Origin of the sequence: Salinibacterium sp. ZJ70, from assembly GCF_011751865.2 — a bacterium.
Classification (GTDB): domain Bacteria; phylum Actinomycetota; class Actinomycetes; order Actinomycetales; family Microbacteriaceae; genus Homoserinibacter.
Genome location: NZ_CP061770.1, coordinates 1,410,407 through 1,435,562 on the forward strand (window position 1 = coordinate 1,410,407; position 25,156 = coordinate 1,435,562).

Annotated in this window: 27 protein-coding genes; 12 read left to right on the forward strand and 15 right to left on the reverse strand. The window is 69.4% G+C overall.

The features are described from left to right. Positions 1 to 60 precede the first annotated feature (60 nt). Positions 61 to 1,878 carry a DEAD/DEAH box helicase gene (locus HCR12_RS06645; protein ID WP_370589340.1) on the reverse strand — a complete coding sequence of 606 codons (1,818 nt, stop codon included), beginning with the start codon at positions 1,876 to 1,878 and terminating at the stop codon, positions 61 to 63. Between the two features lie 72 nt (positions 1,879 to 1,950). On the opposite strand from HCR12_RS06645, the gene HCR12_RS06650 reads away from it, so the two are divergent. Further along, positions 1,951 to 2,841, forward strand: a complete 891-nt coding sequence (locus HCR12_RS06650) for a hypothetical protein (RefSeq protein ID WP_224763705.1) — start codon at positions 1,951 to 1,953, stop codon at positions 2,839 to 2,841. 18 nt (positions 2,842 to 2,859) lie between these two features. Here the strand turns inward: HCR12_RS06650 and dinB are convergent, their stop codons facing one another. Further along, the gene (gene dinB / locus HCR12_RS06655) at positions 2,860 to 4,098 is read right to left on the reverse strand and encodes a DNA polymerase IV (RefSeq protein ID WP_166864253.1); all 1,239 of its coding nucleotides are present in this window, start codon (positions 4,096 to 4,098) and stop codon (positions 2,860 to 2,862) included. A 109-nt stretch (positions 4,099 to 4,207) separates the two neighbouring features. After that, positions 4,208 to 4,474 (reverse strand): GlsB/YeaQ/YmgE family stress response membrane protein, encoded by a 267-nt coding sequence (locus HCR12_RS06660; protein ID WP_166864256.1) that lies wholly within the window; start codon positions 4,472 to 4,474, stop codon positions 4,208 to 4,210. 105 nt (positions 4,475 to 4,579) lie between these two features. Here HCR12_RS06660 and HCR12_RS06665 point away from each other — a divergent pair, with 105 nt between their 5' ends. After that, the gene (locus HCR12_RS06665; RefSeq protein WP_166864259.1) at positions 4,580 to 5,368 is read left to right on the forward strand and encodes an SGNH/GDSL hydrolase family protein; all 789 of its coding nucleotides are present in this window, start codon (positions 4,580 to 4,582) and stop codon (positions 5,366 to 5,368) included. 20 nt (positions 5,369 to 5,388) lie between these two features. Here the strand turns inward: HCR12_RS06665 and HCR12_RS06670 are convergent, their stop codons facing one another. Both HCR12_RS06670 and HCR12_RS06675 read right to left on the reverse strand, forming a co-directional pair. After that, positions 5,389 to 6,621: a D-alanyl-D-alanine carboxypeptidase family protein gene (locus tag HCR12_RS06670; protein WP_166864263.1), complete on the reverse strand. Its 1,233-nt coding sequence runs from the start codon at positions 6,619 to 6,621 to the stop codon at positions 5,389 to 5,391. Positions 6,622 to 6,628: 7 nt separating this feature from the next. After that, the gene (locus HCR12_RS06675) at positions 6,629 to 7,477 is read right to left on the reverse strand and encodes a TrmH family RNA methyltransferase (RefSeq protein WP_166864267.1); all 849 of its coding nucleotides are present in this window, start codon (positions 7,475 to 7,477) and stop codon (positions 6,629 to 6,631) included. Positions 7,478 to 7,548: 71 nt separating this feature from the next. Here HCR12_RS06675 and HCR12_RS06680 point away from each other — a divergent pair, with 71 nt between their 5' ends. Genes HCR12_RS06680 through HCR12_RS06690 form a run of 3 tightly spaced genes read left to right on the forward strand, consistent with a single transcriptional unit; the run spans position 7,549 to position 9,562 of the window. After that, on the forward strand, positions 7,549 to 8,409 hold the full coding sequence (locus HCR12_RS06680) for a Sir2 family NAD-dependent protein deacetylase (protein WP_166864270.1): 861 nt from the start codon (positions 7,549 to 7,551) through the stop codon (positions 8,407 to 8,409). Positions 8,410 to 8,456: 47 nt separating this feature from the next. Continuing rightward, positions 8,457 to 9,101 carry a histidine phosphatase family protein gene (locus tag HCR12_RS06685; protein ID WP_166864273.1) on the forward strand — a complete coding sequence of 215 codons (645 nt, stop codon included), beginning with the start codon at positions 8,457 to 8,459 and terminating at the stop codon, positions 9,099 to 9,101. After that, positions 9,098 to 9,562, forward strand: a complete 465-nt coding sequence (locus HCR12_RS06690; RefSeq protein ID WP_191412369.1) for a YbaK/EbsC family protein — start codon at positions 9,098 to 9,100, stop codon at positions 9,560 to 9,562. Before HCR12_RS06685 ends, HCR12_RS06690 begins: the two co-directional genes overlap by 4 nt. On the opposite strand, the gene HCR12_RS06695 is transcribed toward HCR12_RS06690, so the two are convergent. Next, positions 9,555 to 10,721, reverse strand: a complete 1,167-nt coding sequence (locus HCR12_RS06695; protein ID WP_166864276.1) for a glycosyltransferase family 4 protein — start codon at positions 10,719 to 10,721, stop codon at positions 9,555 to 9,557. The genes HCR12_RS06690 and HCR12_RS06695 overlap by 8 nt on opposite strands. Then, positions 10,718 to 11,638 (reverse strand): alpha/beta fold hydrolase, encoded by a 921-nt coding sequence (locus tag HCR12_RS06700; RefSeq protein ID WP_166864279.1) that lies wholly within the window; start codon positions 11,636 to 11,638, stop codon positions 10,718 to 10,720. The genes HCR12_RS06695 and HCR12_RS06700 overlap by 4 nt, the downstream gene beginning before the upstream one ends. Before the next feature lie 51 nt (positions 11,639 to 11,689). On the opposite strand from HCR12_RS06700, the gene treS reads away from it, so the two are divergent. Then, on the forward strand, positions 11,690 to 13,417 hold the full coding sequence (treS, locus tag HCR12_RS06705; protein ID WP_166864284.1) for a maltose alpha-D-glucosyltransferase: 1,728 nt from the start codon (positions 11,690 to 11,692) through the stop codon (positions 13,415 to 13,417). Positions 13,418 to 13,449: 32 nt separating this feature from the next. Then, on the forward strand, positions 13,450 to 14,931 hold the full coding sequence (locus tag HCR12_RS13800; protein ID WP_191412313.1) for an exonuclease domain-containing protein: 1,482 nt from the start codon (positions 13,450 to 13,452) through the stop codon (positions 14,929 to 14,931). Between the two features lie 95 nt (positions 14,932 to 15,026). Here the strand turns inward: HCR12_RS13800 and HCR12_RS06715 are convergent, their stop codons facing one another. The 3 genes from HCR12_RS06715 to glgA all read right to left on the reverse strand — a co-directional run bounded on the left by HCR12_RS06715 (position 15,027) and on the right by glgA (position 17,357). Beyond that, entirely contained in the window at positions 15,027 to 15,275 is a 249-nt protein-coding gene (locus HCR12_RS06715; RefSeq protein ID WP_166864288.1) for a type B 50S ribosomal protein L31, read from the reverse strand. 97 nt (positions 15,276 to 15,372) lie between these two features. Beyond that, positions 15,373 to 16,161, reverse strand: coding sequence for an ABC transporter ATP-binding protein (locus tag HCR12_RS06720; protein WP_166864292.1), 789 nt, complete (start codon positions 16,159 to 16,161; stop codon positions 15,373 to 15,375). 11 nt (positions 16,162 to 16,172) lie between these two features. Then, a complete protein-coding gene (gene glgA / locus HCR12_RS06725; RefSeq protein ID WP_166864295.1) occupies positions 16,173 to 17,357 on the reverse strand; it encodes a glycogen synthase in 1,185 nt (394 codons plus the stop codon). Positions 17,358 to 17,402: 45 nt separating this feature from the next. Here glgA and glgC point away from each other — a divergent pair, with 45 nt between their 5' ends. Beyond that, on the forward strand, positions 17,403 to 18,644 hold the full coding sequence (gene glgC / locus HCR12_RS06730; RefSeq protein ID WP_166864299.1) for a glucose-1-phosphate adenylyltransferase: 1,242 nt from the start codon (positions 17,403 to 17,405) through the stop codon (positions 18,642 to 18,644). A gap of 39 nt (positions 18,645 to 18,683) precedes the next feature. Then, positions 18,684 to 19,325, forward strand: a complete 642-nt coding sequence (gene serB, locus HCR12_RS06735; RefSeq protein WP_166864301.1) for a phosphoserine phosphatase SerB — start codon at positions 18,684 to 18,686, stop codon at positions 19,323 to 19,325. Between the two features lie 55 nt (positions 19,326 to 19,380). On the opposite strand, the gene fabG is transcribed toward serB, so the two are convergent. Then, positions 19,381 to 20,091: a beta-ketoacyl-ACP reductase gene (gene fabG, locus HCR12_RS06740; protein WP_166867203.1), complete on the reverse strand. Its 711-nt coding sequence runs from the start codon at positions 20,089 to 20,091 to the stop codon at positions 19,381 to 19,383. A gap of 73 nt (positions 20,092 to 20,164) precedes the next feature. Between fabG and HCR12_RS06745 the strand changes: the two genes are divergently transcribed. From HCR12_RS06745 to HCR12_RS06755, 3 genes are read left to right on the forward strand one after another with little or no spacing between them, the layout of a single operon-like run. Then, positions 20,165 to 20,413: a DUF3099 domain-containing protein gene (locus HCR12_RS06745; protein ID WP_224763713.1), complete on the forward strand. Its 249-nt coding sequence runs from the start codon at positions 20,165 to 20,167 to the stop codon at positions 20,411 to 20,413. Further along, positions 20,410 to 20,643: a hypothetical protein gene (locus HCR12_RS06750; RefSeq protein ID WP_166864308.1), complete on the forward strand. Its 234-nt coding sequence runs from the start codon at positions 20,410 to 20,412 to the stop codon at positions 20,641 to 20,643. Before HCR12_RS06745 ends, HCR12_RS06750 begins: the two co-directional genes overlap by 4 nt. Next, positions 20,640 to 21,479 (forward strand): SURF1 family cytochrome oxidase biogenesis protein, encoded by an 840-nt coding sequence (locus HCR12_RS06755; RefSeq protein ID WP_166864311.1) that lies wholly within the window; start codon positions 20,640 to 20,642, stop codon positions 21,477 to 21,479. The genes HCR12_RS06750 and HCR12_RS06755 overlap by 4 nt, the downstream gene beginning before the upstream one ends. 29 nt (positions 21,480 to 21,508) lie before the next feature. Here the strand turns inward: HCR12_RS06755 and HCR12_RS06760 are convergent, their stop codons facing one another. The 4 genes from HCR12_RS06760 to HCR12_RS06775 form a co-directional block, all read right to left on the reverse strand. Further along, positions 21,509 to 23,107, reverse strand: coding sequence for an ABC-F family ATP-binding cassette domain-containing protein (locus tag HCR12_RS06760; RefSeq protein ID WP_166864313.1), 1,599 nt, complete (start codon positions 23,105 to 23,107; stop codon positions 21,509 to 21,511). A 107-nt stretch (positions 23,108 to 23,214) separates the two neighbouring features. After that, entirely contained in the window at positions 23,215 to 23,808 is a 594-nt protein-coding gene (locus tag HCR12_RS06765; RefSeq protein ID WP_166864316.1) for a CbiQ family ECF transporter T component, read from the reverse strand. Beyond that, positions 23,805 to 24,491, reverse strand: coding sequence for an energy-coupling factor ABC transporter ATP-binding protein (locus HCR12_RS06770; protein WP_166864318.1), 687 nt, complete (start codon positions 24,489 to 24,491; stop codon positions 23,805 to 23,807). Before HCR12_RS06770 ends, HCR12_RS06765 begins: the two co-directional genes overlap by 4 nt. Beyond that, positions 24,488 to 25,108, reverse strand: a complete 621-nt coding sequence (locus HCR12_RS06775) for a biotin transporter BioY (protein WP_166864321.1) — start codon at positions 25,106 to 25,108, stop codon at positions 24,488 to 24,490. Before HCR12_RS06775 ends, HCR12_RS06770 begins: the two co-directional genes overlap by 4 nt. Positions 25,109 to 25,156: the final 48 nt, after the last annotated feature.

The window sequence follows — 25,156 nt, forward strand, 5'->3', positions numbered from 1 at the left end:
CATCCAACGCTACCCGCTGTCGGCGCGGCGAACGTCACGCGATCGACGTGGCGGGAGGGCTCAGCGGCCGCCCAGTTTGCGACGCAGGAGGTCGATGCGGGCCTGCAGCTGAGCGACCGTGCAGCGCGATACCTCGGGCCCCCCGCAGATGCGCCGCACCTCGGCGTGCACCTGGGCGTGGGTCTGCCCGGTGCCGCGCGAGTGGATGCTCACGAGGCTGTTGAGCAGGCGTCGCTGCTCGGCGAGTGTGCGGTGCAGCGGCTGGGGCTGCGTCTCGACTTCGCCGCGCTCCTGACGCTCCTCGCCGCGTCGCGCCTGCTTCTGCTGGCGGTGCTTGAGGAGGTCGGAGACCTGCTCCGGATCGAGGAGCCCGGGGATGCCGATGAAGTCCCACTCCTCGGGGCTGCCGGGCGTCGCGAGCGAGCCGTACTCCTCGCCGTTGTAGAGAGCCTTCTCGAAGGTCGCGAAGGATCCGAGCGCCTTCCACTCGAACTCCTCCTCGAGCGCATCCGAGCCCTTCTCGGCGCGGTTGGCGTCGTCGATGAGGGAGTCGTCGAGCAGGTCGTCGTCGGCGGAGGGGTCGCGGTCGAGCGCATGGTCGCGTTCGCGCTCCATCTCGGCGCCGAGGCGCTGCAGCACGGGCACGCTCGGGAGGAAGATCGTGGCGATCTCGCCGCGTCGGCGTGCACGCACGAAGCGGCCGATCGCCTGAGCGAAGAACAGGGGGGTCGAGGAGCTCGTGGCGTACACGCCCACGCACAGCCGGGGCACGTCGACGCCCTCCGACACCATGCGCACCGCCACCATCCAGCGCTGCGTGCCTTCGGAGAACGTGGTGATCTTCTCGCCGGCCCCCGCATCGTCGGAGAGGACGACGGTGGGCGGCGTTCCGGTGAGGTCGGTGAGGATCTTCGCGTAGGCGCGCGCCGTGACGTGGTCGGTCGCGATCACGAGGCCACCGGCATCCGGGATGTGCTGGCGCACTTCGCGCAGGCGACGGTCGGCTGCGGAGAGCACGGCGGACATCCAGTCGCCGCCTGGATCGAGCGCGGCGCGCCACGCCTGGGAGGTGACGTCCTTGGTGTCGTCCTGGCCGAGGGCCGCCTCCATCTCCTCTCCGGATCGCGTGCGCCACCGCATGGAGCCGGCGTAGTTGAGGAACACGACGGGGCGGACGACGCCGTCGCGCAGGGCGTCGCCGTAGCCGTACGCGTAGTCGGTCTGCGACATCCGCACGCCGCGCTCGTCGCGCACGTATCGGACGAAGGGGATCGGAGCGGTGTCGGAGCGGAACGGGGTTCCCGTGAGCGACAGCCGCCGCTCTGCGCCTTCGAAGGCTTCGCGGATGGCATCGCCCCAGCTGAGGGTGTCGCCGCCGTGGTGCACCTCGTCGAGGATCACCAGGGTGCGCGCCGACATCGTGAGTTCGCGGTGCAGACTCGCACGCACGGCGACCTGCGCGTAGGTCACGGCGACGCCGTGGAACTGACGCGATTCCCGTGTGTGCCTGTTGCTGAAGTACGGGTCGAGCCGGATGCCCGCGCGGTGTGCGGCGTCGGCCCACTGCACCTTGAGGTGTTCGGTGGGTGCGACGACCGTCACACGGTCGATGGCGCGGCGCTGCAGCAGCTCCGACGCGAGACGCAGTGCGAAGGTCGTCTTGCCGGCGCCGGGGGTGGCCGCGACGAGGAAGTCGCGCCGGGCCGCGGGGTTCACGCTCGGATCGAAATAGAGGTTGAGCGCCTCCTCCTGCCACGCGCGCAGCTTGCCGGCGGTACCCCAGGCGGCGCGCTCGGGGAAGCTCGGCGGCAGATGCTCGGCGGCGGCGGTCGCGCGGAACACTGGTCCCTGGGACGCGGTCGCAGCCTGCTCACTCACTTGATCAGATGGTAGCCGAGCCGCCCGACATGCGTCCCGGCCTTCCTCAGCCCGCGTGGATATGGTGGCCGCATGACCGCCGCTCCTCGCCCCGGATTCCCGCTCGGAATCGGGGTTCCTCCCGCCGATGGCGACGAACTCGCGCGGCGTGTCATCACGACGCTGCGCGATGGCGCGAACGGGGTGCGGATCGAGCGGATCGCGGATGCCGCGGTCACGGCCGTCGTCTCGGGTTTCGACATCATCGAGCTCGCTGTCGAGGCGACGGGTGCCCACGTCGCCCGTGTGCCCGCACATGACGACGCGGATCTCGGAGACGGGTCCGAGGGCGTCCCAGAGCAGGACGCGCGGCCCGCTGTGACGGTCGGGCGTGGGCTCGCGCAGCGCATCCGCGTGCAGGGGGCGCCCGTGCTCGTTGTCGACACGCCCATCGTGCTCGACGCCGACATCACCCAGGTGCCGATCCGCTGGGTGCGGCGCGATGACGACGTGCTGGAGCTGCGCGATGATCTCGACTCCCCCGCCGCGGACGGCCCCCGCGGGCACGCCAGACTGAGCGTCGCGGGCGACGCGGTCCCGCTTCTTGTCGACGGCTTCGTGCGCGACATCGCCGGGCCGGAGTGGAGTCTTGACGATGTGGTGCTCACGTTCGCAGACGCGGGCGAGGATGCCGTCGGCTTCGAGGGCGAGGCTCAGGTCACCATGGCTGCGCTCGGTGCGCGAGTGAGTCTCTCAGGCGTCCTGCGGGTCGTCGACGGTTCGCGGCTGCGGCTGGAGGGCTTCGACATCCGCTCGCGCAGCTTCTTCGCCGCCGCCGCCCTCGCGGCACTGGGGCCGAGGATCGCCGAGGCGACGAGCCAGGAGCTCGATCTCGCATCCGTTCTGCCGGTGGGGCTCTCCGGCGCGCGCGTCGGCATCGGTTCGCCGAACGGCGGCCTCGAGCTCGCCGCGACCTTCAGCTGACGCCGCCCGGGGCGCGGGTCAGTCGCCGTGGCCGAACCGGCGGCGCACGGCCGGCTTCAGCAGCGAGGCGGGCCGCACGATGCCGACCCCGAAGCGCTCGGCCACCGCGTCGACGGCCTGCTCCGCCTCGCGCCACGACTCGTCGTCGTCCCAGAGGCCGAGGTTCGCGACCTCGCCGGTGAGCTGTTCGGCGCGCACGCCGATGAGGCGCACGGGGCGCGCCTGCGGGTTCGCCTGCGCGTAGAGAGCGCGAACCTCCTCGTAGATGCGCCGACCGAGGTGGGTGGGGTCTGGCAGCGTGCGCGAGCGGGTGATCGTCGTGAAGTCGGAGTAGCGGAGCCTGAGGGCCACGGTGCGGGCGGTGACGCCCGCCGTGCGCAGGCGTCGGCCGACGGCGTCCGAGAGCGCGAGGAGCACGCGATTGAGTTCCTCGGGATCGGTGCGGTCGGTCTCGAAGGTCGTCTCGTGCCCGATCGACTTCTCCTCGCGGCCGGGTGAGATCGTGCGCGGATCGCGACCCCAGGCGAGATCGTGCAGGCGTGTGGCGCCCGCGTCGCCGATGGCGCGCCGCAGCATGTCGACAGGGGCGTGCGCGAGGTCGCCGATCGTGCGCAGGCCGAGCCGGAGGAGCGACTCCTCGGTCTTGCCGCCCACCCCCCAGAGCGCGGACACGGGCAGCGGGTGCAGGAAGTCGAGCGTCTGGGCCTCGGGGATCACGAGCAGGCCGTCGGGCTTGGCATACCCGGATGCGAGCTTCGCGACGAACTTGGTGGCCGCCGCCCCCGCCGAGCAGTGCAGCCCTGTCTCGGAGTGCACGCGCTCGCGCAGCAGAGTGCCGATCTGCCACGAGCTGCCCATCAGTCGACGTGCTCCGGCGACATCGAGAAAAGCCTCGTCGACGCTCAGCGGCTCGACCTCTGGCGTGACCGACTCGAGGATGCGCATGACGATCTTCGAGTAGTGCGCGTAGCGCTCGAAGTGGGGCTCGAGCACCACGGCCTGCGGGCATCGGCGGAGAGCCTCCGCCATCGGCATGGCCGAATTGACGCCGTACCGGCGCGCCTCGTAGGTCGCCGCCGTGACCACGGATCGCTGCGAAGCGTGACCGACGATCACCGGCTTGCCGACGAGCTCCGGTCGCTCGAGCAGTTCGACGGACGCGAAGAAGGCGTCCATGTCGACGTGCATGATGTGCGCGGCCGGGTCATCGACCGGATCCGCGCTCACCCGGCGTCCCGAGCCGTCCTGCTTGCTCACCCGGTCATCCTGTCACGCGCCTCCGACAGGCGGCCGCGAGCGAGCCGTGGGGCGCACGGACATGCGCCAGCGCCCACCCCGAAGCCGGGGCGGGCGCTGGCGAGTGGACTCAGGCCCTGCTGCGGCCCCGAGTGACGAGGCCCCAGATGAGCAGAACGATGATCGATCCGCCGATGGCGAGCAGCCACGTCTGGATGCTGAAGAAGTCCTCCAGCGGCGCTTCGAACAGCACCGAACCCAGCCAGCCGCCGAGCAGTGCTCCGACGACACCCAGAAGAAGTGTCGCGAGCCAGCCGCCGCTCTGATTTCCAGGCAGGATCAGCTTGGCGATAGCCCCGGCGATGAGGCCGAGGACGATCCAACCGAGGATTCCCATTGGTCTCTCCAATCCGTCAGCTCCCAGGCGGGAACCGACGAGAGTTACTCAATCGCGAAGCCGCAGATTCGACAATCCCCTGGCGCGATGCGGCATTCTGGTGCTATGACCGCACTCCACCCCTGGTCGCGCTATGTCGCGATCGGAGATTCGTTCACCGAAGGCATCGGCGATCCCGAGCCCTCGAGCCCCGGTGGTCATCGTGGGTGGGCCGACCGCGTGGCGGAGGTGCTTGCCGGCCAGACGGACAACTTCGCCTACGCGAACCTCGCGATCCGGGGCCGCCTGCTGCAGCAGATCCTCGACGAGCAGGTCGAGCCCGCGCTCGCGCTGCGCCCGGATCTCATCAGCATCTCAGCGGGCGGCAACGACATCATCCGCCCCGGCACCGACCCCGATGAGGTCGCGGCGCGGCTGGAGACGGGCGTGGCCCGCCTGCGTTCGGACGGCGCCACGGTCGTGCTCTTCAACGGCCCCGACATCGGCGGCACGCCGGTGCTCGGCCGCATCAGGGGCAAGGTTGCGATCTACAACGAGAACCTGCACTACGTGGCGAAGAAGCACGACGCGGTGATCGCTGACATGTGGGCTCTGCGGGAGCTCACCGACCCGCGCATGTGGGCGCCCGACAGGCTGCATTTCTCGCCCATCGGCCACCACACGATCGCGCGCATGGTTCTCGACGCCCTGGGGGTCGAGAACGACCTCGAGCCGTTCGCTCCGGAGCCCATGCCCGCGGTTCCGTGGCGGGCGGCGCGCATCGACGACATCGTGTGGGCGCGCGAGCACTTCGGCCCGTGGATCCTGCGTCGGCTTCGTCACCAGTCATCGGGCGACGGCATCACGCCGAAGCGGCCGTCGGCGGGCCCGTTCATGCCGGAGGAACTCGACTGACCCGCCTCAGCTGACCCGTCTCAGCCCATTCCGAAGATGATCTCGGGGTGGCTGAGACGCCACCACGGGCCCGGGTCCTCGATCGCGTTCGACAGCACGAGCGGAACGCTCACCGATCGAGGGCCGGATGAGATGGCGAGCTCGCCGACAGCGGTGTCCGCGGGAGCGAGCCCGACCGGATCGACCGAGGTGACGGCGGAGATCGGCGTGTCGCTCCACACGACGAGCGTCGCCGAGTCGGCGGCGATCGCGGCACTCGACTCCTCCCAGCGGGTCGCGTACTCCCCGATGACCTCACCGCGCGTCACGACCTCGACCTCGCGATAGCCAGCGCGCACCTCGGTGTAGAGCGCACGGACGGCGTCATTGAGCACACCGTGGGTCGCCGCCCCGAGCACGACGCCGACCACCGGGATCGTCGTGGAGCCCACCTGGATGTCGCCGGAGTAGAGAAGGTTCGCTCCGAACGAGTTGAGCGTGCCGGTCTTGATGCCGTCGATGCCTTCGTAGCCGAGGAGCTTGTTGCTGTTGACGACCTCGCCCGCGCCGTCGATCGTCGTCCTCGAGATCGCGACGATCTCCGCGAGTGCGGGATCCTCGAGCGCGAGCTCGCCGATCCGAAGAAGGTCGGAGGCTGTCGCGACGTTCCCCGGGTCGCGGCCCGTCGGCTCCGTGACGACGACGCTCGTGAGAGCGTTGTCGGCGAGCCAGGCGCGCGTCGCGTCGAGGAAGGCCGCCTCGGAGCCGAATGCCCAGTTGACGAGCGTGACCGCGTAGTTGCCCGCCGAGTCGATGAGCATGACCTCGATCACCTGCCGCTCGGAGAGCTCCGCGCCGACCTGCACGGGCGCCACGGATGCGCCGAGCCGGTCGTACTGGCGGTACAGAGCGGCGTCGGCATCCGTCATCCGGATCATCGGACCGGGCTCGCCGGCTGCGAGCGGGTGCGCGTCGAGCACGACGAGCGCGGTGATGAGCTTCGTGATGCTCGCGATCGGCAGCGGGTCGGGCGAGCCCGTCTGCACCAGCACACCCTCCCCCGCCGCGGAGATGGCCGACGCGGCCGCGGCCGGCGGGGTGAGCGTCACCGCGGGGGCGGTCTCGAAGGTCGGCTCGGTGACGACCGCCGCGATCTCGCTCACGGGCGCGAAGAGCGTGAGCGGCAGGTAGGCGATGCCGGAGACGAGCAGGGTGAACGCGCCGAACACGGCGATGCGGCGGCGTCGATAGATCTGGGCTCGGGTGAGGGGCACTCCGCGATTATTCCGCGTGGGGCATGGGTTCGGCGGGAGGCTCGGCCGCGGTGTTCGGGGCACGCAGCGCCCACAGCGTCACCGCAGTCGCCGCAGCCACATTGAGCGAGTCGATGCCGTGGAGCATCGGGATCGTGACCATGCGATCCGCGTTCGCGAGAGCGTCGCGGCTGAGGCCGTCGCCCTCGGTGCCGAAGATCATCGCGATCCGCTCGGGCGGGTCTGCGGCGTATTCGTCGAGCGGGACGGCCTCGTCGGAGAGTGCGAGCGCGGCGATCTCGAAGCCGGCGGCGCGCAGCTCGTCGGCACCCTGCGGCCACTCGGGAAGTCGCGTCCACGGCACCTGGAGCACCGCGCCCATGCTCACCCGCACCGATCGGCGGTAGAGCGGATCCGAGCAGCGCGGCGACACCAGCACGGCGTCGGCACCGAGGCCCGCAACGGCGCGGAAGATCGCGCCGACGTTGGTGTGGTCGACGATGTCTTCGAGCACCACGACACGCCGGGCGTCGCGCAGGAGCTCCTGCACGCTCGGGCGCTCGGGGCGGTGCATCGACGCGATCGCGCCGCGGTGCAGCGCGAAGCCGGTGATCTCCTCGAGCATCGGCGCCGGTGCGACGTACACCGGAACATCGTGCTCCTCCAGCAGCGGAGCGAGATCCGGGATCCACTTCTCCTGCAGGAGCACCGAACGCGGGCGGTGGCCCGCGTTGAGGGCACGCTGGATGACCTTCGTCGACTCGGCGATGTAGAGACCGCCCTCGGGTTCCGACACCCGCCTGAGCGCGACATCGGTGAGCTGGAAGTAGTCGGAGAGCCGCGGATCGCTGCTGTCCTCGACGGGGACGAGGTGCATGCTCCGATTCTGCCCCACGAAACATGCCCGAAAAACGAAGGTCATAGTCTGGGCGTGCGAAGGAGGGCGACATGTCCTTGGTGGCCGTCACAGCATCCGGCGACGGAATCGGTGCGCTCGCCCCTGCCCTCGACGCCGCCGAGCGACTGCTCCGGGGGCGCCGGATCGCCGTGCTCACCGGCGCCGGCATCTCGACCGACTCGGGGATCCCCGACTATCGAGGCACGGGCGCGCCGGTGCACCGCAAGCCGATGGACTTCGCGGCGTTCCTCGCCGATGAGCGCAACCGCAAGCGCTACTGGGCGGGCAGTCACCTCGGCTGGAACCACTTCTCGTCGGTCTCCCCCAATGCCGGACACCGCGCCGTCGCCCGCATGGAGCAGGACGGCACCGTGACGGGTGTCATCACGCAGAACGTCGATGGTCTGCACGCGCGCGCCGGGTCTCGCCGTGTCGTCGAGCTGCACGGGGCGATGCGCCGCGTCACCTGCCTCACGTGCGGCCAGACCTTCGCCCGCGCCGACATCGCCGAGCGGATGACGCGGGAGAACCCCTGGCTCGACTCCCCCGAGGCTCTCGAACTGAGGCCCGATGGCGACGTCGACATCGAAGACATCGACCGGATGATCATTCCCGATTGCAGCGTGTGCGGCGGGATGCTCAAACCGGAGGTCGTGTTCTTCGGCGAATTCGTTCCGACGACGGTGTTCGCGACGGCGCGCTCGATCATGCGCGCGTCGGATGCGCTCGTGATCGCCGGGTCGTCGCTCGTCGTGAACTCGGGCGTCCGGCTGCTGGATCAGGCGGCCAAACGCCGGCTGCCAATCGTCATCGTGAACCGCGGCGAGACGCGCGGCGACAAGCGCGCGAGCCTCAAGATCGATGCAGGCGCTTCCGAGGTGCTCACCGCACTCGCGGCCAGGCTTCGATAGTCTCGATCCTTCGGGCGGATGCGTCCGCCCCCGCAGATGGAGGTTCGATGACGGAGCTGTACCTGGTTCGCCATGGTGAGACCGACTGGAACAGGGCCCGGCGTGTGCAGGGGCGCACGGATATCCCCCTCAACGACACCGGTCGCGCGCAGGCCGCGCGCGCGGGAGAGCTGCTCGCGCGGCGCTCGTGGGATGCGATCTACGCGAGCCCGCTCTCGCGTGCCGTGGAGACGGCCGAGATCATCGCGGCCCGGGTCGGCGTCGACGGCGTCACCACGCGCGAGGCGCTCATGGAGCGCGACTACGGCGCTGCCGAGGGCATGACGAACGCCGAGATCGAGGCGCAGTATCCCGCGGGCGTGCGGGCGCCGGGCCAGGAGACGCGCGAGGAGGTGGGCGCGCGTGTCGTCGCCGCACTCGCGGAGATCGCGCAGACGCACCCCGGACAGCGTGTCGCGATCGTGAGCCACGGCGGCGCGATCCGCTCCGTGCTCGCGACGATCGACCCGGAGACCCGTCACCCGGCGATCACGAACGCCTCCGTGCACAGCTTCCGCTACGGCGACGATGGACTGCGGCTCGTCGCGTTCGATGACCCGATCGAGGACGAGTCGGTCGAGCCCGGCGCCGATGACCTCGACGACCAGAACGCGGTCGAAGCGCACGACGGACAGGACGGAGCCTCGCGGTGAGCGCACCTGTGTCGACCAGCTACGCCGATCGCCTGCGCGACCTCGGTCTGGAGCCCGAGATCCGGGAATTTCCGGAAGGCACCCACACCGCCCAGGAGGCAGCCGACGCGCTCGGATGCCCGGTCGCGGCGATCGTGAAGAGCCTCGTGTTCACGCTCGACGGCGAGCCTCTCCTCGTGCTCACCTCAGGTTCCAACCGGGTCGACGTCGACGCTCTGAGCGTGCGACTCGGCGGGGTGCTCGGCAAAGCCGACGCGAAGCTCGTCAAGCAGGCGACGGGCTTCTCCATCGGCGCGGTGCCGCCGCTTGCGCACGCGACGCAGCTGCGGACGGTCGTCGACGAGGATCTGCTCGCCCTGGACGTCGCATGGGCGGCAGCCGGAACCGCCTCGTCGGTGTTCGCCATCGACCCCCGTCGTCTGGCGGAGCTCGCGGGCGGCGACGTGATGCGCGTCAGCTGACGTCGGGGTTCTGCTGCTTCGTGCGCTTCCGCTCGGAACGCTCCTTCTCAGCGAGCTCCTTCTCGGCGCGGGTCGCGGCGTTCTCGCGCGCAACGCGCTCGAGCAGCGCGAGAAGCGCTCGCGCCGAGCGATTCCAGTCGAACTTCGTCGCCTGGGCACGCGCGGACTTCGAGCGTCGCGCCCACTCGGCGGGGTCGTCCAGGCTGCGCAGAGCCTCCGCGACGGAGCGCACATCGGTGGGCGACGCGTAGACGGCGGCCGAACCGCCGATCTCACGGAAGATCGGGATATCCGACACGACGATGGGCGTTCCGCGCACCATCGCCTCCACGAGCGGCAGACCGAATCCCTCATCGAGCGACATCGTCGCGAGCGCGAACGCCTTGTCGAGCAGCGCCTCATACTCGTCGTCGCTCACGCCGTCGTGGATGACGAGCGCGCCCTCCGGTGCGAGCGCGGAGATGCGGTCGCGGTCGGCATCCGTGATGCGGCTCAGCAGATGCAGCCGGTACCCGGGCAGCTCGTGCAGGGCACGGGCGATGGTCTCGACGTTCTTGTACGGCATGAACGAGCCCATGTAGAGCACGTCGCGAGTCTTCGGCTGGCGCCTCGCGCGCGTGGAGGCCACGGGGTCCGCCGCGTTCGACACGATCGTGATCGACCGATCGGTGAGGCGGTGCTGTTTCATGAGCTCCCGCGTCGTCGCGGACACGGTGGCGACGGCGTCTGCGCGGTTGAGGAGCATCCGCTGCGGCCACCAGGCGAGGTGGTACAGCCGCCAGGCAAGGCGCACATACCAGGGCAGGTTCCGCGGAGGTGTGCGGTTGCGGTAGTAGATGAGGTCGTGGAGCGTCAGCACGAGGCCGTACTGACGACCCTTCGCACCGATCGTCTGCATCGGGCTGAAGAGCACATCCGGCTCGAACGCGTTGATGCGCGTCGCGATCGAGAGTTCGCGCGGGCTCGTGGGCTCGGAGCCCATGCGCCACGGCAGGTCGGGAAGCATCTCGAGCTGCCGCTCGTCGCTGATGAGCATCTCGAGCTCGTGGCCCGCCTCGGATGCGAGGGGTGCGAGCGCGCCGACGATGCGCGACGTATAGCGGCTGATGCCGTCATGTCGCGGGAATCGCACGTAGCGGCAGTCGATGAGGATCCTCACGAGGCGGCTCCGGTGCGGGGCTCGTGCGGGTGTTCGGCGAGGAAACCGCGGAGGGCATCCGCCACGGCACCCGGGGTCTCGTAGTGCGCGAGGTGGCCGACCCCCGGGATCATCACGAGGCGCGCATCCGGGTAGAGGCCGACGACGCGGTGCTGACCCGCGGCGGGCGCGATCGAGTCGGCGTCGCCGGCGATGAGCAGCGTCGGCACCGAGATGCGCGGGGCGAAGGCACCGACCTCGGTCGAGATCGACGCGCGGAAGCCCTCCGCGACCGTGCGGGAGTCCGAGAAACCGCTGAAGTAGCGCAGGTGCTCCTCGAGGATCCAGCGCCGGAGCGTGCGATCGGAGGTTGTGGCGAGGGTGCCCGTCATGAAGCGCACGATGGTGCGGCTGCCGAGCCAGGCGCGCGCCATGCGCTCCGGCATGACGCGGCTGACGCTGTAGAAGAAGCGGGTGAGCGCCATCAGCACGGGTCCGGTCGCCTCGGTCGCACGGGTCGAGATGGGGTTCACGAGCACGAGCGCGCGCGCATCGACGCCGTTCGCCAGCGCGGCCGAGGCCACCATCGATCCGAACGAGTGCCCGAGCACAACGGGGGGCGCGGCGAGCCCCGACTGGGCGATGAACTCCCCCAGCCAGCGCGCGTATCCCTCGACCGAATGGGGCGCATCCGTCATCGGCGTCGAGACCCCGAAGCCCGGCAGATCGGGGCTGATGATGCGGATCCCGTCGAGCTCGGCGACGACCGGCTCAAGGCCATGGTGATCGCCGCGATAGCCGTGCACGAGGACGACGACGTCCGCCGCATCCTCCGGGCCGTAGTCCCACACACGGGTGGTCGAGCCCAGCACGACCACCTCGCGTTCACGGACGGAATGGCGAGCGAGCGCGGCAGCATGCGGGGTGGGAAGGGGCATCACCAGAGATTCTAGGCGCGCATTCAGGGCATCCGATGTCAGACTCGGAACGTGACGTTCACGGCCCCGATCACCCTGCCCGGCCTCACTCTCGACCCCCATTGGTACCGCAGGGCGGTGTTCTACGAGGTCATGGTGCGCTCGTTCGTCGACTCGAACGGCGACGGCTCCGGGGATCTCGGCGGACTCATCTCGCGCCTCGACTACCTGCAGTGGCTCGGCGTGGACGCACTCTGGATCCCGCCCATCTTCGCTTCCCCGTTGCGCGACGGCGGCTACGACGTCTCCGATTACCGCACGATCCTGCCCGAGTACGGCACCATCGACGAGTTCCGCGAGCTCATCACCAAGGCGCACGAGCGCAACATGCGCGTCGTCATCGACCTGCCGCTCAACCACACATCCGACCAGCACGAATGGTTCCAGCAGTCGCGCAGCGACCCTGAGGGGCCCTACGGCGATTTCTACGTGTGGCGCGACACGGACGAGGGGTTCCCCAACATCCGCATCATCTTCACCGACTACGAGGACTCCAACTGGGCGTTCGACGCCGAGCGTCGCCAGTTCTACTTCCACCGCTTCTTCTCGCACCAGCCCGACCTCAACTATCGCAATCCGGCCGTTCACGCGGCGGTCTTCGACATCATCCGGTTCTGGATGGACATGGGCGTCGACGGCTTCCGCCTCGACGCGATCCCCTACCTCTACGAATCCGAGGAGGGCAACGGCGAGGGCGAACCTGAGACGCACGAGTTCATCAAGGCCATCCGCCGCATGATGGACGAGGAGTACCCGGGCCGCGTGATGATCGCGGAGGCCAACCAGTGGCCAGCCGAAGTCGTGAACTTCATGGGCACCGAAGAGGAGCCGCAGTGCCACATGGCCTTCGACTTCCCGGTGATGCCCCGCATCTTCTACTCCCTCCGCTCGCAGTCGGCGCAGGAGCTCACGCGTGTGCTCTCCGAGACCACAGAGATCCCTCCGGGGGGCGGGTGGGGCGTGTTCCTGCGCAACCACGATGAGCTGACGCTCGAGATGGTCTCCGAGGAGTACCGGCAGGCGATGTACGGCTGGTACGCCTACGACCCGCGGATGCGTGTGAACGTCGGCATCCGCCGCCGCCTGGCGCCCCTGCTCGACAATTCGCGAGACGAACTGGAACTCGCGCACGCGCTGCTGTTCTCACTCCCCGGTTCGCCGTTCCTGTACTACGGGGATGAGATCGGCATGGGCGACAACATCTGGCTCCCCGACCGCGATGCGTCCCGCACGCCCATGCAGTGGACTCCCGACCGCAACGCAGGCTTCTCGACCGCCGACCCCGGCAAGCTGTACCTGCCTGTCGTTCAGTCGCTCGTCTACAACTACTCGCTCGTGAACGTCGAGTCCCAGCTCGCGCAGTCGCGTTCGCTGCTGCACTGGATCCGCAATGTCATCCACGTGCGCAAGGCGCACCCGACGTTCGGTCTCGGCGGCATCCGCGTGCTCCGCACCGACCACGAATCCGTCCTCGCATTCGTGCGGGACTACGCGGGCTCCGGAACGCAGTTCGGTGACGTGTCGGAGCAGATCCTCTGCGTGTTCTCGTTCGCGCACAATCCGGTGTCGGTGCGCGTCGAGCTCACCGGCTACGAGGGCCAGCCGACGGTCGACCTCTTCGGCGGGGGGCACTTCCCGGATGTGGGAGACGACGGCATCCTCACGCTCACGCTCGCGTCGCAGAGCTTCTACTGGCTGCACCTCGGCGAGCCGCACACCGCGATTCCGCGCGCCTTCTGAGTGGCGTCGCCCGCCGGCTCTAGGCTTCCAGCATGAGCAGCTGGGCCGACCGCATCGGGGTGTTCGACCTGGAGACGACGGGCGTCGATGTGGAGACCGCGCGGATCGTCACCGCGTGCGTCGCCGTTCTCGACGCGCGCGGCGAGGTCATCGACCGATGGGATTGGATCGCCGACCCCGGGGTCGAGATCCCGGAGGGCGCCTCCGCGATCCACGGCATCACGACCGAGCGCGCGCGCCTCGAGGGCCGTCCGAGCGACGTGGTCGTCGCGGAGATCACCCAGACGCTGCGGACGCTCGTGTCGCTCGGGGTCCCGATCGTCGTCTACAACGCCCCGTACGACCTCTCGCTGCTGGACCGTGAGTGCCGACGCAACGAACTCGCGCCGCTCGAGGATCCGGCTCCCATCATCGATCCGCTCGTGCTCGACAAGGCGGTCGACCGTTACCGCAAGGGCAAGAGAACGCTCGAGGTCGCCGCGGCGCACTACGGCGTCATCCTCGACGACGCGCACGACGCCGGCGCCGATGCGATCGCGGCTGGCCGCGTGGCTCAGGCGCTCCTGCGCACGTTCCCGGCGGAGCTCGACATCCCGATCGACGACCTGCACGGCCGCCAGGCGATCTGGTACGCCGAGCAGGCTGCCCGATTCCAGGCGTACATCCGGAGCTCGAAGGGCGATGCGGAGTTCACGGCATCGACGGCCTGGCCCGTGAAGCTGCCTGTTCACCCGAACGCCTACCGCGACACGCAGCCCATCCCGCCGCTCGAGCCGCGCCAGGGGCGGGTTCCCGTGCTCGACTTCTCACGCCCGCTCGGGCTGCAGCTCGCGCCGCCCCCCTCAGCAGATCAGGCCCTCATGGCTCCGCCGCCCACGGCGAACGCGCCTGAGGCCGCTCTCGCGCTCGGATCCGCCCCGGCGCCGGAGGCTCGCCCCGCGAGCCGCTTCGCACCGGCTCCGGAGGCACAGCAGCCGGACGCGCCGCAGGCCGGCGCGCCCGTCGCCTCGTCGGATGGCGAGGACGACGCCCAGGAGCCCGCCCCTCGTCGCCGCTCCACTGCTCGCGTCACCGAGCGCACGGGATCCCGTCCCGACGTGCTGCGGATTGCGGCGGCGATCGTCATGGATCCTGCCGGGCGCACCCTCCTGGTGCGCAAGCGCGGCACCTCCAAGTTCATGCAGCCGGGCGGAAAGATGGAGGAGAGCGAGAGCGCCATCGAGGCACTCGCGCGCGAGCTCCAGGAGGAGATCGGCATCGATCTCGACGCCACCGATGCCGAATATCTGGGGCTGTACCGCGCTGTCGCGGCCAACGAGGAGGACACGGTCGTCATGGCGGCCGTCTTCGCGATGACGATCGACGGTCCTGTCGCAGCGGGCAACGAGATCGAGGAGCTGCTCTGGATCGACGACGCCGAGGCGGACCTCGCGGGCATCGAGGTCGCGCCGCTCACGACCGAGCATCTGCTCCCGGTGTGGGAGCGCCGCCGCGCGCAGCTCGGCGTTCGCTGACGCCGGGCTCTCGCCTCTGAGAACGCGCGCGGCACACCGACCGCACATACGAAGAGGGCCCCATCCGTGTGGATGGGGCCCTCTTCGTATACGGCTTACTTGCCGAAGCTCTTGTAGCGGGTGTTGAACTTCTCGACGCGGCCGGCGCTGTCCATGATGCGCTGCTTGCCCGTGTAGAAGGGGTGCGAGGCCGACGAGATCTCGACGTCGATGACCGGGTAGGTCGCACCGTCGAGCTCGATCGTCTTGTCGCTCGTGAGGGTCGAGCGAGTGAGGAAGGTCTCGCCGCTCGCCAGGTCGCGGAAGACGATCGCCTGGTAGTCGGGGTGGATGTCGGTCTTCATGAGGTACCTCAGTCGGAGAAAGGGATGGGTGAAAAACTAAGTTGGCAGGTCACGTGGACCGACTATCGAGTCTAGCAGACGTGCAGGCTGCCGAAGATCAGGCTGCCGCGCGCGCGGCGAACCTGTCGTCCTCGCTGCGGGTGACCTGCAGCGAGAGGCCGAACGCCTCCGAGAGCTTCTCTCCCGTGACGACCTCGTCGATCGGGCCGGAGCCCACGACCTCGCCGTCGGCGAGCAGCAGGGCATGCGTGAAGCCTGCCGGGATCTCCTCGACGTGGTGCGTGACCATGATCATCGCGGGGGCCTCACGGGTGGCGGCGTAGGCGCCGAGCAGCTGGACGAGCTCCTCGCGTGATCCGAGGTCGAGGCTCGCAGCCGGCTCGTCGAGCAGCAGGATCTCGGGGTCGGTCATCACGGCGCGGCCGATCTGCACGCGCTTCTGCTCGCCGTCCGAGAGCGTCCCGAAGCGGCGGTCGCGCAGCTTCTCCAGGCGCCATTCGCGCATGACGCGTTCGGCACGGCGGTTGTCGACGTCCTCGTAGTTCTCGTTCCAGCGTCCGGTGACGGCGTAGGCGGCCGTCAGAACCGAGTCGAAGACGGTCTCGGATCCGGGAACCTGGCGTGCGGACGCCGACGAGGCGAAGCCGATGCGCGGCCGAAGCTCGAAGATGTCGACCTTGCCGAGGCGCTCCCCCAGCACGTCGGCGGTGCCGGACGTGGGGTGGATGCTCGCCGCGGCGAGCTTCAGCAGCGTGGTCTTGCCAGCGCCGTTCGGGCCGAGCACCACCCACCGCTGGTCGGAGTCGACCGTCCAGTTCACGTGATTCAGGATCGGGTTGCCGTCGCGGACGACCGAGACATCGTTGAGGTCAAGAACTCGCACCATGATGGTCCAGCCTACCCGCGGACGCTGGCATAGACGGCCTGAGTGCGCTCGGCGATGCTCGCCCAGCTGAACTCGGCTTCCGCCCGCATGCGGCCCGCCTCGCCCATGAGGCGCGCGACCGTCGGGTCGGCGAGAACCTCGCTCAGCACCGCCGCGAGGTCGTCGATGAAGCGCTCCGGATCCACGGGCGTGCCCGTGCCGTCCGTGACCTGCTCGATGGGGACGAGACGGCCCGTGAGGCCGTCGGCGACGACCTCCGGGATGCCGCCGGTCGCGGTGCCCACGACGGGCAGGCCACAGGCCATGGCCTCGAGATTCACGATGCCGAGCGGCTCATAGACGGACGGACAGACGAACACCGTGCCAGAGCTCAGGATCGCGGCGAGGTCGTGCTGCGGGAGCATCTCCTCGATCCAGATGACGCCCTCGCGCTCCTCCTGCAGCAGCGCGACTCCGCGCTGCACCTCTTGGAGGATCTCGGGCGTGTCGGGGGCGCCCGCGCACAGGATGAGCTGCACGTCGGGATCCAGCTGGCGAGCCGCCTCGAGCAGGTACGGGAGACCCTTCTGGCGCGTGATGCGGCCGACGAACACGACGCTGCGGCGCTCGGGGTCGATGCCGTGGCGCTCGAGAACCGCGTGGTCCTCCGTGGGCTTCCAGCGCTCGAGATCGATGCCGTTGTGCACGACGTGCACACGCTCAGGGTCGACGTCCGGGTAGGCGCGCAGGATATCGGCGCGCATGCCGGCGCTCACCGCGATCACGGCGTCGGCGGCCTCGAATGCGGTCTTCTCGATCCAGCTCGACACGCGATAGCCGCCGCCGAGCTGCTCGGCCTTCCAGGGGCGCAGCGGCTCGAGGGAGTGTGCCGTCACGACATGAGGGATGCCGTGCAGGAGCTTGGCGAGGTGGCCAGCGCCGTTGGCGTACCAGGTGTGTGAGTGCACGATGTCGGCGCCCGCGACGTCCTCCGCCATCTGCAGGTCGACGCCGAGCGTCGCCAGCGCCGGGTTCGCGGACGTCAGCTGCGGGGGCACGAGGTAGGCGTAGCAGTGCGGCTCGTCGCGCGGCAGACCGAAGCAGCGCACGACGACGTCGACGTCGCGACGAAGCGCGGCCACGAGCTCCGCGACATGGACTCCGGCGCCACCGTAGACCTCCGGCGGATACTCCCGGCTCAGAACATCGACTCGCATGAGATCCGACGTTAGTGCAGCACCCTGTCCGACTACTGTTAGGCCATGGCAGCATCGCCCAAGATCTTCGGAATCGTCCTCGCCGGCGGCGAAGGCAAGCGGCTGATGCCGCTGACTGCCGATCGTGCCAAGCCCGCGGTCCCGTTCGGGGGCGGATACCGGCTCATCGACTTCGCTCTGTCGAACCTCATCAACTCGGGGATGCGGCAGGTCGTCGTGCTGACGCAGTACAAGTCGCATTCGCTCGACCGCCACGTGTCGCAGACCTGGCGCCTCTCGGGCATGCTCGGCGCCTATGTCGCCTCCGTGCCCGCGCAGCAGCGGCTCGGCAAGCGCTGGTTCTCGGGGTCCGCTGACGCGATCCTGCAGAGCCTCAACCTGATCCGAGACGAGAAGCCCGACATCGTCGTCGTGGTCGGCGCGGACCACGTGTACCGCATGGACTTCAGCCAGATGATCCGCGCGCACATCGAGTCCGGCTCGGGGGTCACGGTGGCCGCGATCCGTCAGCCGCTCGAGCTCGCCGACCAGTTCGGCGTCATCGAGCTCGATCCGAAGGATCCCACCCGCATCGCCGCGTTCCGCGAGAAGCCGCGGGATGCCGTCGGGCTCGCCGACTCCCCCGGCGAGGTGCTCGCCTCGATGGGCAACTACGTGTTCGACGCGGATGTCCTCATCGACGCCGTGCAGCGCGACGGAGCCCTCCCCGACTCCAACCACGACATGGGCGGCGACATCGTCCCCGACTTCGTCGCACGCGGCCAGGCCGCTGTGTACGACCTGAACCGCAACCAGGTTCCCGGCGCGACCGACCGCGACCGCTTCTACTGGCGCGACGTCGGAACGATCGACTCGTTCTTCGAGGCGCACCAGGACCTCATCTCGGCGCTCCCCGTGTTCAACCTCTACAACCAGGCCTGGCCGATCTACAGCCAGCAGCTCAACTCGCCTCCCGCGAAGTTCGTGCGCGACAGCGAGAACCGCGTCGGCTCGGCCGTCGACTCGATCGTGTCACTCGGATGCGTCGTCTCGGGCGGGCATCTCGAACGCGTCGTGCTCGGGCCGTGGGCGAAGATCGAGTCGGGTGCGCGCATCTCGGACTCGGTGGTCTTCGAGCGCGTCGAGGTCGGCGCGAACGCCGTCGTGCAGCGCGCTATTCTCGACAAGGACGTCGTCGTCGCGCCTGGCGCACAGGTCGGCGTCGACCATGATGCCGACAGGCTCCGCGGCTTCACGGTCACGGAGTCGGGCATCACGGTCGTGGGCAAGGGCGTCCGCGTCGACTGACGCTCGAACCGTCCCTCCAGCCAAGGAGCTTCTTCCCACATGGCCCGTTTCCTCGTCGTGCTCGATGTCGATTCCACGCTCATCGAAGACGAGGTGATCGAACTTCTCGCGGACGCCGCGGGTGCCCGCGAGGCCGTCGCCGAGGTGACGCTGCGTGCCATGAACGGGGAGCTCGACTTCGCCGAGAGTCTGCGCGAGCGCGTCGCGACGCTCAAGGGCGTTCCCGAGTCGGTGTTCGCGGATGTCGCGGCGAAGGTCACGATCACGCGCGGCGTCGAGGAGCTCGTCGCGGGCGTGCATGCGGCCGGCGGCAAGGTCGCGGTCGTCTCGGGAGGATTCCACGAGGTCGTCGATCCGCTCGCTGAGCAGCTGGGGCTCGACTTCTGGCGTGCCAACCGTCTCGAGGTCGTCGACGGCGTCCTGACGGGCGAGGTCATCCCGCCCATCATCGACGCGGAGGCGAAGGCTGTCGCGCTGCAGCAGTGGGCGGACGCGACGGGCGTGCCGCTGCGTCAGACGGTCGCGATCGGCGACGGCGCGAACGACCTGACCATGATGGCCCTCGCGGGCATCTCGGTGGGCTTCGACGCGAAGGCTCCCGTGCGCGACGTCGCGGATGTGCTCCTCGACGAGCGCGACCTCTCGATGGCTCTCGCGCTCCTGGGACTCCCCCGCAACTGACGAGCGCCCACCGCGTGTGCGGTGAGCGCTCGATTCGCGGCTGTCGTCCGCGGGGTCAGTGCCCCATGCCGAGTCCGCCGTCGACGGGGATCACGGCGCCCGAGACGTAGGCGGCGTCATCCGAGGCGAGCCACGTGATGACGCGCGCGACCTCCTCGGGCTGCGCGAAGCGTCCGGCGGGGATCTGCGCCTTGTACTGCGTCTGCTGCTCGGCGGGGAGCTCGGCGGTCATGTCGGTCTCGATGAAGCCGGGTGCCACGACGTTCGCCGTGATGCCGCGGGAACCGAGCTCGCGCGTGAGCGAACGCGCCATCCCCACGAGGCCCGCCTTCGAGGACGAGTAGTTGACCTGGCCGGCGCCGCCGAAGAGACCCACGACGCTCGAGACGAGGATGATGCGGCCGAAGCGGGCCTTCAGCATGCCCTTGGAGGCGCGCTTGACGACACGGAACGCACCCGAGAGGTTCGTGTCGATCACATCCGTGAAGTCCTCCTCCGACATGCGCAGCAGGAGGGTGTCTCGGGTGATGCCCGCGTTCGCGACGACGACCTCCACAGGGCCGAGCTTCTCCTCCACCTCGGTGAAGGCGGCATCGATCGAGGCCGCGTCGGTGACGTCGGCGCGCACCGTGAGGGCGCCTTCCGGACCCTGGCCCGAACGAGCTGTGACGGCGACGCGGTGGCCCTGAGCGAGGAACTCGGCGGCGATCGCGAATCCGATTCCGCGGTTGCCTCCGGTGACGAGGACGGTACGAGTGGTCATGATTCAGGAGCCTACCGGCGACGCGACGTAGGCTTGGCTCATCGTCACTCATCACCCCATCTACGCCGTCACCGAGCTGCCGGTCTCGCCCGAGGTCGAGCGGCGATCCCGCATGCTCAAGTACACGGTGATGATGAGCATCCGCGTGGTCTGCATCGCGCTGTGCGTCATCGTTCCGGGGTGGTGGGCCGTCATCCCGGCGGTGGGAGCCATCGTGCTGCCGTATCTCGCGGTCGTCGTCGCGAACACGGCGATGACGGGCGCGGGCGAGAAGGTCGCCCGGCCGAGTGCCATCGTGCGCGTCACCCCGGAAGACCGCCGGTGATCGGATTCGGCGAGCTCGGCACGCGCTGCTCCGCCGCGGGCTGCACGACGGATGCGACGTTCCGCGTGAACTGGCGCAACCCCCGCATCCACGGTCCCGAGCGGGTGAAGGTGTGGCTCGCGTGCGACGATCATCGTGAGCATCTGGCCGACTATCTCGCGACGCGCGGCTTCCCCGTGCAGGTGACCTCCATCGACGTCGCGCTCGATCGCCTACAGGAATCCCCATGAGCTTCACCGATACCCCCGAGCCCATCACCGGATGGCGTCGTTGGGGCGCCTATGTGGCGCTCGTCGTCGTTTTCGCGATCGTGTGCGGGCTGCTGTCGTGGTGGCAGTGGGCCCGCCAGGATGAGGCGATGGCCCGCATCGAGCTCGTCGAGCGCAACTACGACGCGCCCGTCTCGCCCGTGGAGGAGCTCCTGCCCCAGCTCGACGAGTGGGATCCGCAGGCCGAGTGGCACCCGGTGACGATGACGGGCACCTACCTCGAGGGCGACCAGCTTCTCGTGCGCAATCGCGTGCATTCCGGCAAGCCCGGCTTCCATCAGCTCGTGCCGCTGCAGCTCGCCGATGGCCGCGTGTTCATCATCGACCGCGGGTGGCTGCCGATCGGCAGCGCGCAGGACCTCCCCGACGTGATCCCTGCGGTGCCGGAGGGCGAGGTGACGGTCGAGGCGCGCCTGCGTCCCGCGGAGCCGCACCTGCCGGGGCGCACGGCGGAGCAGGGGCAGATCCCGTCGATCGACGTGCCGACGGTGATCGACGGTCTCGGCATCGACGGGTGGACGGGCGCGTACGGTGCGCTGAGCTCGGAGACGCCCGCCGTGGCGCCGATGCCCGCGCAGGCGGCCAAGCCGGACGCCGACCCGGGACCCCACGCCTCGTACGCTCTGCAGTGGATCGCGTTCGGGATCCTGGCGTTCATCGGGCTCGTGTGGGCCTGGCGTCGCGAGATCCGCATCGCCGCCCTCCCGCGCGAGGAGCAGGCCGCAGCGCGCGCGCCGAAGCGCCAGCACGATGATGCCGACGCCGAGGACGCCATCCTCGACGCGCACGGTCGCTGATCCGGCCGTTCCCGACCTGATCCGAGGGATCAGGAGATCGAGATGAGATCCGCGTAGTCGGGGTTCCAGTGATCCTCGACGCCGTCGGGCAGGATGAGCACGCGCTCGGGGTTGAGCGCCTCGACTGCTCCCTCGTCGTGGGAGACGAGCACGACAGCGCCGCTGTATGCCGCGAGAGCTCCGAGGATCTCTTCGCGGGAGGCGGGGTCGAGGTTGTTGGTGGGCTCGTCGAGAAGCAGCACATTGGCGCCCGAGACGACGATCATCGCGAGCGCGAGTCGGGTCTTCTCACCGCCCGAGAGCACGCCCGCGGGCTTGTGGCCGTCGTCACCGGTGAAGAGGAAGGAGCCGAGCACCTTGCGGGCCTCGGTCTCGGTCAGGTTGGGCGACGCGGCGACCATGTTCTGCAGCACGGTGCGGTTGACGTCGATCGTCTCGTGCTCCTGTGCGTAGTAGCCGACGCGCAGGCCATGACCGGCTTCGACCTGACCGGTGTCGGGCTTGTCGACGCCCGCGAGCATGCGCAGAAGGGTGGTCTTGCCGGCACCGTTGAGGCCGAGCACGACGACCTTCGAGCCGCGGTCGATCGCGAGGTCGACAGCGGTGAAGATCTCCAGCGAGCCGTAGCTCTTCGACAGGTTGCGGGCGGAGATGGGCGTCTTGCCGCACGGTGCCGGCTCCGGGAAGCGGAGCTTGGCGACCCGGTCTGCGACGTGCTCGTCTTCGAGGCTCGAGAGCATCTTCTCGGCGCGTGCCACCATCTGGTGCGCGGCTGCGGCCTTGCTCGCCTTGGCACCGAATCGGGCGGCCTGCAGCTGCAGGGCGGTGGCCTTCTTCTCGACGTTGACGCGTTCCTTCTTGCGACGCTCCTGGTCGGCTTCGCGCTGGCGAAGGTAGTGCTTCCAGCCCATGTTGTAGATGTCGATGACCTGGCGGTTGCCGTCCAGGTAGAAGACCTTGTTGACGACCTCCTCGACGAGGTCGACGTCGTGCGAGATCACGATGACCCCGCCCTGGTACTGCTTGAGGAACTCGCGCAGCCACACGACAGAGTCGGCGTCGAGGTGGTTGGTGGGCTCATCGAGGATCATCGTGTCGGCACCCGAGAACAGGATGCGCGCGAGTTCGATGCGGCGGCGCTGACCACCCGAGAGGGTCTTCAGCTGCTGGTCGAGGATGCGGTCGGGCAGTGCGAGGTTCGAGGCGATCGCCGCGGCCTCCGCTTCTGCTGCGTAGCCGCCGAGGGCCAGGAAGCGATCCTCGACGCGCGCGTAGCGGGCCATCGCGGCTTCGCTCACCGCAGGGTCGCTGCTTGCCATCTCGTCGGTCGCGGTGCGCATGTCCTCCACGATGCGACCGAGGCCGCGCGCGTCGAGGATGCGCTTGCGCGCCGTCTCCTCCGGGTCACCCGACCGCGGGTCCTGCGGCAGGTAGCCGATCTCGCCGGAGCGCTCGATCTTGCCGCCGGTGGGCATCGTCTCGCCCGCGAGTGTCTTGGTGAGCGTGGTCTTGCCGGCGCCGTTGCGGCCGACGAGGCCGACCTTGTCGCCCTTGTCGACGCGGAAGGTGACTTCATCCATGAGGAGCCGGGCACCGACGCGGATCTCGAGATCGTGAACGGCGAGCACAGCAGGATTCCGTTTCTTCAGGCGGGTGGAGGATAGCCGAGGGGCCAGCCGCCCAGTCTATGCCAGGACCGCCTGGGTATTCGCCTGCGCACGCCGTGCGGCGGCGCTCATTCGACCCCGCGGGCCGTGAGGGCGTCGGCGACCGCATCCGCATGACGGAGTGCGATCACGAGGATCGGAACGACGATCCGGAAGCCGAGGCGCACCCCACGGGCGCGTTGCGCGTCGCGCACCTGGGCGGCGATCGACGCGACGACCGGGATCATGCTGATCGTGAGCGAGAGGGTGAGGCTCACGCGGCGAGGGTCGACCCCGATGCGCGACAGTGGCGTGAGAGCACGCTCGAGCGCGCTGAGGAGATCCTCGCTGCGGGTGGTGAGGGTGAGGAGCGCGGCGAGCAGCACGATCGACACCACACGCAGAGTGTTGATCGCGGCATCCGCTGGGGTGAGGAAGATGAGCTGGGTCACGGCGACGAGCAGCACGATCCACCTGGTGAGCCACAGCTGCCGCAGGTAGACGCGAATGCCGACCCCGGCCACGGCGAACAGTGCGGCGACGGCAGCGAAGGTGATGGCGGCGCTCAGGAGGTCGTGGGGGTAGAGCGAGATCGCGAGCGCGAGGACGACGAGCGCGACGAGCTTGAGCGTTGCGGGCGCCCGGTGCAGGATGCTGCGCCCGGGAACGTACAGGGCGATCATGCGAATTCGGCGCGATAGCGAGCGATGACCCCGGCCGGCTCCCCCAGCTCGACGAGCCGACCGTCACGGAAGCGCAGCACCACATCGCAGCGTGCGGCGAGGTCGAGGTCGTGGGTCACGACGAGCACCTGGGTGGGAAGGCGGTCGATGAGGATGTCGCCGACGAGACGCGCGTTGCCGAGGTCGAGCAGCGTCGTCGGCTCGTCAGCCACGACGAGCGACGGCTCACGCACGAGAACCGAGGCGAGCGCGAGCAGCTGCTTCTGGCCTCCCGAGAGGCTGTAGGCCGGCGCTCCCGCGAGTTCGGTGAGTCCGTACTCGGCGAGAACGGCGGCGACGCGCTCGTCGATCTCGGCACGCGCGAGCCCGGAACCGCGCAGGGAGAACCGCACGTCCTCCTCGACGGTCGGCATGAGGATCTGCGCATCGGGGTTCGTGAAGACGAATCCCACCGCACGGCGCACGCTCCGGGGATCGCGGGCGACGTCGAGCCCGTGAACCTCGACCTTGCCGCTGGTGGGCGCGATGAGCCCGTTGAGCAGCCGTGCGAAGGTCGACTTGCCCGAGCCGTTCGCGCCGATGACGGCGATCCGCCGCTCATCGAGTGCGACCGAGACATCGCTCAGGATGCGGCGGCCGTCGAGGTCGACGGCCACGTCGCGGAGTCGGATGCTCGTGATCATCGGGTGTCGGCGTCTTTCGACGTGACCCTGACGGTGCTGGTCGCGCGGGCGCGACGGGCGCCGAACACGGGCGGGTACGCCTTCCAGAGCGCGAGGGTGAGGATCGTCGCGAGCACCACCTTGATGAGGTCGCCCGGCAGGAACGCCGTGGTCGCGATGACGGACTGGCTGAGGTCGATCCCGAGCACGGCGGTCTGCACCGGGATGCCGAAGAGGTAGACGACCAGCACCCCGCCGACGAGCGCGCCGAGGGCGACACGCCACCAGGAGAGCGGCCCGCGGCCGGAGTGAGCGATGAGGCCCGTTACGAACGCGCCCGCGACCCACCCGATGAGGTATCCGGCAGTGGGTCCAGCGAAGACCCCGGCTCCCCCGCGTCCGCCTGACAGCAGAGGAAGCCCGATGGCGACGAGGAGGAGCAGCACCGCGACCGCCGCCGCCCCGCGACGCGGTCCGAGCACGGTGCCCGCGAGGATGACCCCGAGCGTCTGGGCGGTCACCGGGACGGCGAGGCCCGGGATCGGAATCGGGCCCATGAGGCCGAGGGCGGCGATGATGGCCGCGAAGACGGCGATGCGTGCGATGTCGCGCGTGTCGAAGCGAGCCGGTGCGGACATGGTGGTGCTCCTCGGGGGTCAGGATGGATCCGAACGCTGTTCAGGTGA